The 11,984-nt window shown below is 59.1% G+C and carries 10 protein-coding genes and 2 pseudogenes; 10 read left to right on the plus strand and 2 right to left on the minus strand.

What is annotated here, in order from left to right:
* Positions 1–630: pseudogene (locus OKC30_RS16650) on the minus strand (PA0069 family radical SAM protein); the annotation flags it as partial.
* A gap of 174 nt (positions 631–804) precedes the next feature.
* Here OKC30_RS16650 and OKC30_RS16655 point away from each other — a divergent pair.
* Positions 805–1,395, plus strand: a complete 591-nt coding sequence (locus OKC30_RS16655) for a tetratricopeptide repeat protein (protein WP_160839191.1) — start codon at positions 805–807, stop codon at positions 1,393–1,395.
* A 3-nt stretch (positions 1,396–1,398) separates the two neighbouring features.
* Here the strand turns inward: OKC30_RS16655 and OKC30_RS16660 are convergent, their stop codons facing one another.
* Positions 1,399–1,611, minus strand: a complete 213-nt coding sequence (locus OKC30_RS16660) for a hypothetical protein (protein ID WP_151027422.1) — start codon at positions 1,609–1,611, stop codon at positions 1,399–1,401.
* A 325-nt stretch (positions 1,612–1,936) separates the two neighbouring features.
* Between OKC30_RS16660 and thrS the strand changes: the two genes are divergently transcribed.
* The 9 genes and pseudogenes from thrS to OKC30_RS16705 all read left to right on the plus strand — a co-directional run.
* Positions 1,937–3,865, plus strand: coding sequence for a threonine--tRNA ligase (gene thrS / locus OKC30_RS16665; RefSeq protein ID WP_151027421.1), 1,929 nt, complete (start codon positions 1,937–1,939; stop codon positions 3,863–3,865).
* A gap of 21 nt (positions 3,866–3,886) precedes the next feature.
* The gene (infC, locus tag OKC30_RS16670) at positions 3,887–4,417 is read left to right on the plus strand and encodes a translation initiation factor IF-3 (protein WP_185219337.1); all 531 of its coding nucleotides are present in this window, start codon (positions 3,887–3,889) and stop codon (positions 4,415–4,417) included.
* An 86-nt stretch (positions 4,418–4,503) separates the two neighbouring features.
* Positions 4,504–4,701 carry a 50S ribosomal protein L35 gene (rpmI, locus tag OKC30_RS16675; protein WP_005300673.1) on the plus strand — a complete coding sequence of 66 codons (198 nt, stop codon included), beginning with the start codon at positions 4,504–4,506 and terminating at the stop codon, positions 4,699–4,701.
* A 15-nt stretch (positions 4,702–4,716) separates the two neighbouring features.
* Positions 4,717–5,073, plus strand: a complete 357-nt coding sequence (gene rplT, locus OKC30_RS16680) for a 50S ribosomal protein L20 (RefSeq protein ID WP_010674800.1) — start codon at positions 4,717–4,719, stop codon at positions 5,071–5,073.
* A gap of 306 nt (positions 5,074–5,379) precedes the next feature.
* Positions 5,380–6,363: a phenylalanine--tRNA ligase subunit alpha gene (gene pheS / locus OKC30_RS16685; RefSeq protein WP_043155490.1), complete on the plus strand. Its 984-nt coding sequence runs from the start codon at positions 5,380–5,382 to the stop codon at positions 6,361–6,363.
* 12 nt (positions 6,364–6,375) lie between these two features.
* Entirely contained in the window at positions 6,376–8,763 is a 2,388-nt protein-coding gene (gene pheT, locus OKC30_RS16690; RefSeq protein WP_270663817.1) for a phenylalanine--tRNA ligase subunit beta, read from the plus strand.
* 3 nt (positions 8,764–8,766) lie between these two features.
* Positions 8,767–9,063, plus strand: a complete 297-nt coding sequence (ihfA, locus tag OKC30_RS16695; RefSeq protein WP_005300715.1) for an integration host factor subunit alpha — start codon at positions 8,767–8,769, stop codon at positions 9,061–9,063.
* Between the two features lie 54 nt (positions 9,064–9,117).
* Positions 9,118–11,506, plus strand: a pseudogene (locus OKC30_RS16700) (transporter substrate-binding domain-containing protein); the annotation flags it as partial.
* 95 nt (positions 11,507–11,601) lie between these two features.
* Positions 11,602–11,984 (plus strand): IS4/Tn5 family transposase DNA-binding protein (locus OKC30_RS16705; protein WP_270664373.1); only part of this gene is annotated, 383 nt, incomplete at its 3' end.

The following is an 11,984-nucleotide window of genomic DNA, read 5'->3' on the forward strand; positions in this document are numbered from 1 at the left end:
GCGCGAGCAGCTATCACCCAGTAATGGGAATCCCCCTCCTGTGACGCGAAGCGCTAAGGTGGGGGAGGATGTCAACACCTGGCATAACCCTTCTCGGGCCAGCTCGGTCAGCAGATCGAGGTCGCGCAGGATCATGGCGCTCTTGGTGATGAGCCCTACCGGATGGCGATGAGCCAGCATCACCGTCAGGAGTTCACGAGTCAGGCGATAGTGGTGCTCGATGGGTTGATAGGGATCGGTATTGGCCCCCAGCACGATGGTTTGTGGCTGATAGGCTGGTTTGGCAAACTCCCGTCGCAGCAGCTCGGCAGCATTGATTTTGGCAAACAGCTTGCGCTCGAAATCCAGCCCGGGGGAGAGCTCAAGGTAGGCGTGGCTGGGTCTGGCATAGCAGTAGATGCAGCCATGCTCGCACCCCTGATAGGGATTGATGGAGCGACCGAAGGGAAGATCCGGCGAATCGTTGTAGCTGATGATGCTGCGGGCGCTGATCTCCGTCACCTTGGTGCGGGGAGCGCTGGCGGCAAATGCCGCGTCCCAGTCGCTCTGACTCCAGCCGTCGTCAACGGTTTCGATTTGCGGGCCGCTGAAGCGGTGCTCGACATTGTGGTTCGCGCCTCGTCCTGCCATCACATCACCAATATACTGTTTATATATACAGTTATTTTGCTGTGTAACCCGTCAAACTGCAAGTTCGCAAAGAGCGACCCCATGAAAGAGGGTGAACCCGGGTGATCTCCTGCTTGATCTGTTGCTACATTTCGTTTACATAGACGAAATGCGAACCAGATCACGGAAAATGTCATGCAACCTACTATCGCCCGCTGGCTCTTCATCGCCCTCATTGCGCTGGTCATCTGGCGTCTGATCCCGCTCTCCACCGAGCAGGAGCTGGCGGCGGCCAACCGCGCCTGGCGGACAGGGCACTTTGATGAGGCGACCCGGATCTGGTCGCCGCTGGCGGAGCAGGGCCAGCCACGGGCACAGGCGCTGATGGGTTGGAGCCATGAAGTGGGGCAGGGGAGCGAGCAGGATATGGATCGCGCCATCCGACTCTATCGTCAGGCTGCGCAGGCGGGGGACGCCTTCGGCCAGTATCGGCTGGGAGAGGTCTATCTGCGCGGGGCCGGGGTGAAGCGGGATCTGCACGAGGCGTTTCACTGGATGGAGCTGGCAGCCAGGAACGGCGATGTGCCCGCCATGCTGAAGGTGGGCATCCTGCACCTGATGGGGGTCAACGGGCGGGTTGAACTGGTCGAGGCGAAGCAGTGGCTCTATCAGGCCTCGCAAAAGGGCAACAAGATGGCACTCCAGGTGTTGCAGGAGATGGCGCTGGCCGAGGAGGGACGCAGCGCCTTCGATTTCAATGGCCAGTCTTTTCTGAACGCCGGTTAGGGATCAACGGCTGGCGGTGACTTTGCCGGGCGTCACGCCGGTGACATAGAGTGTACTGCGCTCGGCACTGTGGACGATGCTGCATACCTCCCGCTTGCTGCCATCACCCAGGATCACCAGCTCACCGATATGAACGGGACAGTGAGTCGTAAGAAGGTGATCCGGATGAACCAGCTTTTCTGCATGCTCAGGAAATGAAATGTCGTAGGTGTACATCATGCTCTCCTTGCTTTGGCTGACGCCTCAATCTGGTACAGGGTATGGCAGCAGAAGAGCGCCCTCGCAAGTAGGACAGGTTGACACCCGCGCTTAGGCGGTATGCAAAATCGCCAAGACAGCTTGTCTGGGTTGTCGCGTCTGATACAATCCCCCGCTGTACCTCTCAATGGATGGCCTTGCACACGCCATATGGTGTGCCACTGCCGTGTACCAACCGTATTGTGAACGGTGAAACTCGGGAGTGAACAGCTGGACATGAAAGGGTTTCTCCAACCTGCATGTGGCCTTTGGTAGGGGTCACCACTGTATAAGGAAACACCTAATGCCAATCATTACTCTGCCTGACGGCAGCCAACGTCAATTTGCCCACGCCGTTTCCGTCATGGATGTGGCCGCGGACATCGGTCCCGGTCTCGCCAAGGCGTGCATTGCCGGTCGGGTAAACGGTGAACTGGTGGATGCCTGCGAGCTGATCGAAGCCGATTCCTCCCTGGCCATCATCACCGCCAAAGACGAAGAAGGTCTGGACATTCTGCGCCACTCCTGTGCTCACCTGCTGGGTCATGCCATCAAGCAACTCTGGCCCCAGACCAAGATGGCCATCGGTCCCGTCATCGACAACGGTTTCTACTATGACATCGATCTCGACCGCACCCTGACCGACGAAGATCTGGCTGCCCTGGAAGAGCGCATGCTGGCGCTGGCCGCCAAGGATTACGACGTCATTAAGAAGAAGGTCTCCTGGCAGGAAGCACGTGACGTGTTCGAAGCCCGTGGCGAGACCTACAAGGTCGAGATCCTGGATCAGAACATTGCCCGTGATGACCAGCCCGGTCTGTATCATCACGAAGAGTACATCGACATGTGTCGCGGCCCGCACGTGCCCAACATGCGTCATTGCCACCACTTCAAGTTGCAGAAGATGTCCGGCGCCTACTGGCGCGGCGACTCCAACAACAAGATGCTGCAGCGCATCTACGGCACCGCCTGGGCCGACAAGAAGCAGCTCAAGGCCTATTTGCAGCGTCTGGAAGAGGCCGCCAAGCGCGACCACCGCAAGATCGGCAAGCAGCTCGACCTGTACCACATGCAGGAAGAAGCGCCGGGCATGGTGTTCTGGCACAACGATGGCTGGACCATTTTCCGCGAGCTGGAAACCTTCATCCGTGGCAAGCTCAAAGAGTACGACTATCAGGAAGTGAAAGGCCCCTTCATGATGGATCGCGTGCTGTGGGAGCGTTCAGGTCACTGGGAAAAATACGCCCAGGCCATGTTCACCACCCAGTCCGAAAACCGCGAGTACGCCATCAAGCCGATGAACTGCCCGGGTCACGTGCAGATTTTCAACCAGGGTCTGAAATCCTACCGCGATCTGCCGCTGCGCATGGCCGAGTTCGGCTCCTGCCACCGCAACGAGCCGTCAGGCTCCCTGCACGGCCTGATGCGGGTACGGGGTTTCACCCAGGATGACGCCCACATCTTCTGTACCGAAGAGCAGATCATGGAAGAGGTGTCTGCGTGCATCCGCATGGTCTATGACGTCTACGGCACCTTCGGTTTCGAAAACATCGTGGTCAAGCTCTCGACCCGTCCGGAGCAGCGTATCGGCTCTGATGAAGCCTGGGATCGTGCCGAGGCCGCGCTGGCCGAGGCGCTGGAACTCAACGGCCTGAAGTACGACCTGCAACCGGGCGAGGGGGCTTTCTACGGTCCCAAGATCGAGTTCACCCTGCACGATTGCCTTGATCGTGCCTGGCAGTGTGGTACCGTGCAGCTCGACTTTGCCCTGCCGGGCCGTCTTGGCGCCACCTATGTGGGCGAAGACAACGAGCGCCACATCCCCGTGATGATCCACCGCGCCATTCTGGGCTCGCTGGAGCGCTTCATCGGGATCCTGACGGAAGAGTACGCCGGTCTGTTCCCGACCTGGCTGGCTCCGACCCAGGCCGTGGTCATGAATATCACGGATAACCAGGCCGATTATGCTGTGAAAGTTGCCAAGGCATTGAATGATGCGGGCCTTCGCGCAAAAGCGGACTTGAGAAATGAGAAGATTGGCTTTAAAATCCGCGAGCATACTTTGAAGCGAGTACCCTTCATGCTGGTCTGCGGCGACAAAGAAGTAGAAGCCGGCAAGATTGCAGTGCGTACTCGTAAAGGGGCTGACCTGGGCTCTTATCCTGTTGAAGAGCTGATTGCTCTGTTGACCCAGGAAGTTCAGACCCGCGGACAAAAGAAAGTGGAGGAATAAGCTATAAAAGGCGGAAAAAAACTGGGCAAGCAACCGCAAGCCCGCGCTCACCGGATCAATGAAGAGATCCGTCTGAAAGAAGTTCGTCTGACTGGTCTGGATGGTGAAGCCATTGGCATCACCTCCATTCAGGATGCGCTGAACTTGGCCCTTGAGGCTGGAGTGGATCTGGTCGAGATCAGTCCGAACGCTGAGCCGCCCGTTTGCCGGATCATGGATTACGGCAAATTCCTCTACGAAAAGAGCAAGACCACCAAAGAACAGAAGAAAAAGCAGAAAGTCGTCCAGGTCAAGGAAATCAAATTCCGTCCTGGCACCGACGAAGGCGACTATCAGGTAAAACTACGCAACCTGGTTCGCTTTCTGGAAGACGGGGACAAGGCAAAGGTCACCCTGCGCTTCCGTGGTCGTGAAATGGCCCACCAGGATCTTGGTATCAAGGTTCTCGAGCGCGTCAAGAACGATCTGGAAGAGCTGGCCGTAGTCGAATCGTTCCCGAAAGTCGAAGGCCGTCAAGCTGTGATGGTCCTCGCACCCAAGAAGAAATCTTAAGGCCCACAAGAAATTGACTCATGGGGCTGGCCCCATGAGTCGGTTCGCCTTGCGATTTTGTTGTCACTCACAATGCGGAGTATGAAATGCCGAAGATGAAAACCAACCGGGGCGCCGCAAAGCGCTTCAAGAAGACTGGCTCAGGTCGCTTCAAGTGCAAGCACAACCACCTGCGTCACATCCTGACCAAGAAGAGCAGCAAGCGTAAGCGTCAGCTGGGACCGAAGTTCTTTGTTTCCGCTGCCGACCACAAACGTGTTGTCGCTTGTCTGCCGTACGCATAAGGGGGGATGTGAAAAATGCCAAGAGTTAAACGTGGTGTGACCGCTCGCGCTCGTCACAAGAAAGTAATGAAAGCCGCCAAGGGTTACTACGGCGCCCGTTCCCGTGTCTACCGCGTAGCGGTACAAGCGGTAACCAAAGCTGGTCAGTATGCCTACCGTGACCGTCGCCAGAAGAAGCGTCAGTTCCGTCAACTGTGGATTGCGCGTATCAACGCTGCAGCCCGTCAGAACGGCCTGTCCTACAGCCGTCTGATCGACGGTCTGAAGAAGGCTTCCATCGAGATCGATCGCAAGATCCTGTCCGATATCGCCGTTCACGACAAGCTGGCTTTCACCGCCCTGGTTGAAAAAGCTAAAGCAGCTCTGGTCTAATCCAGCTCTGTTATAAAAATAAAGGAGGCTCAGGCCTCCTTTTTTGTTGCTCATTTTTGAGCGTTGGCAGGTAGCATGCCACGTTCATGAATGCTTTATCCTTCCATATGCCAACAAACTAGAACAAACAACGCTTGTCTCAATCCTGTTACATCTGGCTTGTGGCTTTCTCCATATAACAAAATGATTTGCAGGGAGAAAAGCCCGTCATAACTATGGTCAGCCAAGGGGCTTTTTTTGTATTATTCCCCTCTTGACCTTATTTAGCCTAAAGGCTCCTGTTCCGGGAGTGGTGACGAGGAAGACATGCAACAGCTTGAAGAAGTAGTCGGCCAGGCCAAGGCCGAAATTGAGGGCGTAAGCGACATCGCCGCCCTTGACGAAATCCGGGTCAAATATCTGGGTAAAAAGGGCTTTTTTACCGAGCAGATGAAGGGACTGGGCGCCCTGTCCGCTGAAGAGCGTCCCGCAGCGGGCGCCGTGATCAACCAGGCCAAACAGCAGGTTCAGGATGCCCTGAACGCGCGTCGTGAAGCCCTCGAAATCGCCGTGCTGAACCAGAAGCTGGCCGCCGAGACCATCGACGTCAGCCTGCCGGGCCGCCGCATCGAGAATGGCGGTCTGCACCCGGTGACCCGTACCATCGAGCGCATCGAGCGCCTGTTTGGCGAGATGGGCTTCAAGGTTGCCCGTGGTCCCGAGATTGAAGATGGCTTCCACAACTTCGATGCGCTGAATATCCCGGCTCACCACCCGGCGCGTACCGATCACGACACCTTCTACTTCAATCCTGATCTGATGCTGCGTACCCACACCTCGGGCGTGCAGATCCGCACCATGGAACATCAGCAGCCGCCGATCCGCATCATCGCGCCGGGCCGTGTCTATCGTAACGACTACGACATGACCCACACCCCGATGTTCCACCAGGTCGAAGGCCTGCTGGTTGACGAACATGCCAGCTTTACCGAGCTGAAAGGCATCCTGCACGACTTCCTGCGCAACTACTTCGAGGAAGACTTGACGATTCGCTTCCGTCCTTCCTATTTCCCGTTCACCGAGCCGAGCGCCGAAGTGGACGTGATGGGCAAGAACGGCAAGTGGCTGGAAGTGCTGGGCTGTGGCATGGTGCACCCGAACGTGCTGCGTTCGGTCGGCATCGATCCGGAAAAATACTCCGGTTTTGCCTTCGGCATGGGCGTTGAGCGCCTGACCATGCTGCGTTACGGGGTCAACGACCTACGTGCCTTCTTCGAAAACGACCTGCGCTTCCTCAAGCAGTTCAAGTAAGGGCGAGAGAACATGAAATTCAGTAAATCCTGGGTGATGGAGTGGGTCCGCACCGAGTTGAGTGACAATGCACTGGCCGAGCAGATCACCATGGCCGGTCTGGAAGTGGACGCCGTGGAAGCGGTGGCCGGCCAGTTCAACAATGTGGTGGTGGGTGAAGTGGTCGAGTGCGCCCAGCACCCGGACGCCGACAAGCTGCGGGTGACCAAGGTCAACGTGGGCGAAGAAGAGCTGCTGGACATCGTCTGCGGTGCGCCGAACTGCCGCGCCGGCCTCAAAGTGTGCGTGGCCAAGGTCGGGGCGACCCTGCCGGGTGATTTCACCATCAAGAAAGCCAAGCTGCGCGGCCAGCCGTCCCACGGCATGCTCTGCTCCTTCAGCGAGCTGGGCATCGACGTCGAAGCCGATGGCATCATCGAGCTGCCGCTGGATGCCCCCATCGGGACCGATATCCGTGAATACCTCGTGCTCAACGACGTCAGCATCGATGTGGATCTGACCCCGAACCGTGCCGATTGCCTCGGCATCGCGGGCCTGGCCCGTGAAATCGGCGTGCTCAACAGCGTGGACGTGGTCGAGCCGACTTGGGCGCCAGCTGTTGCCACTATCGATGCTACCTTCCCGATCCGGGTTGAAGCGCCGGCAGATTGCCCCCGTTATCTCGGCCGCGTCATCAAGGGGCTGAACCTGCACGCCCAGAGCCCGCTCTGGATGCAGGAAAAGCTGCGCCGTGGCGGTATTCGTTCCATCGACGCTATTGTCGACATCACCAACTACCTGCTGCTGGAATACGGCCAGCCGATGCACGCCTTCGACCTAGCGACGCTTGAAGGGGAACTGGTGGTGCGCCGCGCCCGTGCCGACGAGCCCATGACCCTGCTCGATGGCAACGAGGTGAAGCTCAAAGAGACCACACTCGTGATTGCCGACGCCAAAGGCCCTGCCTGCATGGCCGGTATCTTCGGCGGTGATCGCACCGGTGTCTCCGAGACCACTACCGACATCCTGCTGGAGTGCGCTTTCTTCGCGCCGCTCTCCATCACCGGCCGTGCCCGTACCTACGGTCTGCACACCGACTCATCCCACCGCTTCGAGCGCGGGGTGGATCCCGAGCTGCAAGCCAAGGTGATGGATCGTGCCACCCGTTTGCTGCTGGACATCTGCGGCGGTGAAGCGGGTCCGGTCATCGAAGTCAAATCCGATGCCCATCTGCCGAAGGCTGCCCCCATCAAGCTGCGCCGCACCAAGCTCGACAAGGTGATCGGCATCAGCGTGGCGGATGCGCAGGTGGTCGAAATTCTGACTCGTCTGGGCATGCAGGTAACCGTGGATACTGACGGCTGGACCGCACTGGCCCCCTCCTGGCGTTTCGACATCGCCATCGAGGAAGACCTCATCGAGGAAGTGGCCCGCATCTACGGCTACAACAACATCCCGAACCTCAAACCCGCCGCATCCCTCGCGATGGTAGAGCAGGCAGAAGGGCAGGTGACCCTTAAGCGTGTGCGCGACCTGCTGGTTGACCGCGGTTTCCAGGAAGCGATCACCTATAGCTTCGTCGATCCCAAGGCTCAGCAAACCCTGTTCCCGCAGAGCGATGCCATCGTGCTGCCAAACCCGATCTCCGTCGAGATGTCCGCCATGCGCGTCTCTCTGTTCCCGGGTCTGGTGCAGGCGGTGGTCTACAACCAGAATCGTCAGCAGCCGCGCGTTCGCCTGTTCGAGCAGGGCCTGCGTTTCATCAAGGACGAGAATGCCGAGAACGGCATCCGTCAGGAGTCCATGCTGGCCGGCATCATCACCGGCAACCAGGGGGACGAGCACTGGGATGCCAAGGCCCGTCCCGTCGACTTCTTCGATCTGAAGGGTGACCTGGAAGCGGTGCTGGATCTGACTGCAGAAGGGGCTACCTTCACCTTCGAGCGTGCCGAGCACAGTGCCCTGCACCCGGGCCAGAGCGCAGCCATTCTGCGCAATGACGTCGTGATCGGCCACATCGGCGTGATCCATCCGAGCCTCGAGAAGAAGCTGGGGCTCAAGAGCCGCGCTGTCATGTTCGAGCTGGAGCTGGACAAACTGACGCCGGCCAAGGTGCCGGTTGCTGCCGAAGTATCCAAGTTCCCGGCCAACCGTCGCGACATCGCCGTGGTGGTTGACAGACAGATCCTGGCAGGCGACGTTCTGGCAGTAATTAAAAAAGTTGGCGGAAATCAGTTAGTTGGAATAAACTTGTTCGACGTATACCAGGGCGCAGGTATGGCAGAGGACAAGAAGAGCCTGGCCATCAGCCTGGTGTTGCAAGACACCCAGCGCACCCTGGAGGAGAAAGAGATCGCCGAGACCGTGGACAATGTCGTACGGGGCCTTGGTGAAGAGTTGAATGCATCCTTGAGGGATTGATCTATGGCGCTTACCAAAGCCGACATTGCAGAGCACCTGTTCACCCAGCTCGGGATGAGCAAGCGTGAAGCCAAAGACATGGTGGAAGCCTTCTTTGAGGAGATCAGACAGGCGCTCGAGCGTGGCGAACAGGTCAAGATTTCCGGCTTCGGTAACTTCGATCTTCGCGAGAAGAACCAGCGTCCCGGACGCAACCCCAAGACGGGGGAGGATATTCCCATCAGCGCCCGTCGCGTGGTGACCTTCCGGCCCGGCCAGAAGCTCAAGGCCAGGGTAGAAAATGTTGAACCCAACGAGTGACAAAAAGCCAGGCAATCGCCTGGCTTTTCCGTTCCGATGATAAAAATTCTTCTGTTGTCTGGCGCGCTGCTGGCCTTGCCACTGCGTGCCGCCATACTCCCGCTGTCACCGGATGCCCAGGCTTATGCCGATTCGCTCACCGGACTGACCTTCTGTTACCCGGCCCTGCAACGTCCTCCCTATCTGGAGGCGGAGGGGGGCCTGCTTATCGATCGCATGACGCGGCTGGCAGAGCTGTTGCCGGTACCGGTGCGTTTCGAGAAGCGGCCGAGCTGGGCAGCCATGACGCAGGATCTGCTGAACGGGCGCTGCGATCTCATTCCTCACGTCGGGCCTGCCCGGTCGAACTCGAGCGATACCGTCCTGAGCCGCGCCATGATGGAAGCGGAGTCTGCCATCCTCTATCGGGGTGAGCTCGATCAGGCGCAGTTTCTGGTCACCCATCTGGCAGGCCCAGGAGACCCTGAAGCGTCTCTATCCTGGTTCATCCCAGCAACTGCTGACCGATGCCGAGAACTGGTATGGCGCCCTGGTGGCCGGCAAGGGCAGCGCCTATCTCGGCGATTATCTGCAACTGCGCTACCTGATGCGGGAATTCCCGGATGAAGGGCTGCGCCTTCGTCGTCTTCGCAGCGACGATCTGGTCATCAGCTACCGGCTGATGATGCGCAACCAGCCCGAGTTGCTGGAGCTGGTGGATACGGCCATCCGCTATTTGCCGCCGGGCAGTCTCTACCGGGATCTGGGCAAGTATCTGCCTCAGGGTGAGCAGGATGTGAATCCCCTGCATTTTACCGACAAGGAGCAGGCCTGGCTGGTCGGTAAGGCCCACACCATCAAGATGGTGGCGGATCCCGGTTTCATGCCATACAGCGGCGTCAACCAGCAGGGAGAGCTCATTGGCTGGAGTGCGGATGTCTTGCGGGAAGTGAGTCGGCAGACGGGACTGCGCTTCGAGCTGGTGCCCGCCGCCAGCCGGGAGGAGGCGTTGGCATTGCTGCGCAGTGGCGATGCCGCCATGATGGTCGGACTGATGGAGTCCGCCGCCCTGAACAAGGAGTTCGACTTCACCAGGATGGTGGCGACCAGCCGCTATGCCCTGGTCAGTCGCAGCAAGAGGGGGCCTGTCTCCCTCGCGGACGTGAGTGGCAAGGTGGTGGTCCCGAGAATGCTCTATGATCCCGGCCTGCTTGCCCGGTTCGGCCAGCATGAGTGGGAGGTGACCGACAACCTGCTGCAGGGATTGGCGGCGGTGCGGCATGGGGATGCCCAGGCAATGCTGGCGGAGTTGTATCAGCTCCAATATCCCATTCGAAACAACCAGTTGAGCGAGCTGACCATCACCGAATTGCCGGAGCGTTTCGGCCTCGGCTTTGCCATCCGGCCGGAACAGACCAGCCTGGCAGGGGTGCTGGATCAGAGCCTGATGACCCTCAATGATCGGCAGGTGGACGATCTGGTGCAACGCTGGCGCCGCCTGGTGGTCAACCAGCAGGAGGGCGTCAGCTACGGTTTCTGGCTTGGCTCCGTGTTGCTGGCACTGCTGATCAGCATGGTGGTGATCTGGTCAGTCTGGCGATCCCGCCAGCAACTGGCCCAGGAGGCCCGCGAGCGTCACAAGGTAGAGCAGGCGCTGGCGCTGGAAAGCAAGTTCAGGGAGTCTCTCTTCCAGGCGCTCCCCGTTCCCGTGTTCTTGCGCAATGACAAAGGGGAGGTGATCAAGCGCAACAAGCGGGCCAAGCGCATGGAGGCGCGCTACGCCGCCGATCTGGTACTGCCCGCCCCCCAGTTGCAGGGCGCCGAAGGGGAGCTGGCGCTGCACGAGCAGGTCTACTCCTATGCCCAGATCCCTTTGCGACTGGGGCCCCAGGCACCGGCAGGGGATCTTATCGCCCTCTCCGACATCAGCGCTCTGCGCGAGCGTACCCGCCTGCTGCGTCAGGCAGAGCGGCGCCTGCGCGCCCTCACCAATACGGTGCCCGGTGTGGTGCTGCAATTCACCCTGCTGGGGGGAGCCATCACCCGGGTGGAGTTTGTGAGCCGGGGCAGTCACGAGCTGTTGGGGCTGGCGAGCCAGCAGATCCGGGTCAATCCCAACGAGACCCTGACTCGCATCTCCCACCAGGACAGGCGCGAGATGCGAGCCCCCATGCTGGCCATGCTGCAAGCCGGGCGACCTTTCTCCCATCTGCTGCGCTATCAGCACCCCGCCAAGGGAACTCGCTGGCTGCAATTTTCCGGCAGGGGGCGCCGTCAGGGGGAGGGGTGGCGGATCTACGGGGTGGTGCAGGATGTGACGGCCAGGGTGGAGCAGGAGCACTCCCTGCAGCTTTCCCACGAGCAGGCCCAGCAGGCCGTGCTTGCCAAGGGACGCTTCCTGGCCGCCGTGAGCCACGAGATCCGCACCCCCATGAACGCCATGCTCGGCTTGCTGGAGTGGCTCGAGCCTGACTCTTATACACAAATAGCGGTCTGAACGGAACTTTTCCCGTTTTCCAGGATCTGATCTTCCATGTGACTCCCAACATGGTAACGATCATGCTAACTTCTGCTCTTCATCATGCGGCCGACTGGGCTAAATCTGTGTTCTCTTCGGCGGCGCTCGGTGATCCTCGCCGTACTGCCCGCTTGGTTAACGTTGCCGCTCAATTGGCAAAATATTCTGGTAAATCAATAACCATCTCATCAGAGGGTAGTGAAGCCATGCAGGAAGGCGCTTACCGATTTATCCGTAATCCCAACGTCTCTGCCGAGGCGATCAGAAAGGCTGGCGCCATGCAAACGGTCAAGTTGGCGCGGGAGTTTCCCGAGCTGCTGGCCATTGAGGACACCACCTCTTTGAGTTATCGCCACCAGGTAGCCGAAGAGCTTGGCAAGCTGGGGACGGTAAAGGATAAATCCCGTGGATGGTGGGTTCACTC

The sequence above is a fragment of the Aeromonas sp. QDB18 genome (genome assembly GCF_027705325.1).
In the GTDB taxonomy this organism is placed as follows: Bacteria; Pseudomonadota; Gammaproteobacteria; order Enterobacterales; family Aeromonadaceae; genus Aeromonas; species Aeromonas caviae.

Excerpts from the sequence above, each read along its gene's own strand:
- OKC30_RS16655 (WP_160839191.1), top strand. The coding sequence starts at position 805 with ATGCAACCTACTATCGCCCGCTGGCTCTTCATCGCCCTCATTGCGCTG.
- OKC30_RS16660 (WP_151027422.1), bottom strand. The coding sequence starts at position 1,611 with ATGTACACCTACGACATTTCATTTCCTGAGCATGCAGAAAAGCTGGTT.
- thrS (WP_151027421.1), top strand. The coding sequence starts at position 1,937 with ATGCCAATCATTACTCTGCCTGACGGCAGCCAACGTCAATTTGCCCAC.
- rpmI (WP_005300673.1), top strand. The coding sequence starts at position 4,504 with ATGCCGAAGATGAAAACCAACCGGGGCGCCGCAAAGCGCTTCAAGAAG.
- rplT (WP_010674800.1), top strand. The coding sequence starts at position 4,717 with ATGCCAAGAGTTAAACGTGGTGTGACCGCTCGCGCTCGTCACAAGAAA.
- pheS (WP_043155490.1), top strand. The coding sequence starts at position 5,380 with ATGCAACAGCTTGAAGAAGTAGTCGGCCAGGCCAAGGCCGAAATTGAG.
- pheT (WP_270663817.1), top strand. The coding sequence starts at position 6,376 with ATGAAATTCAGTAAATCCTGGGTGATGGAGTGGGTCCGCACCGAGTTG.
- ihfA (WP_005300715.1), top strand. The coding sequence starts at position 8,767 with ATGGCGCTTACCAAAGCCGACATTGCAGAGCACCTGTTCACCCAGCTC.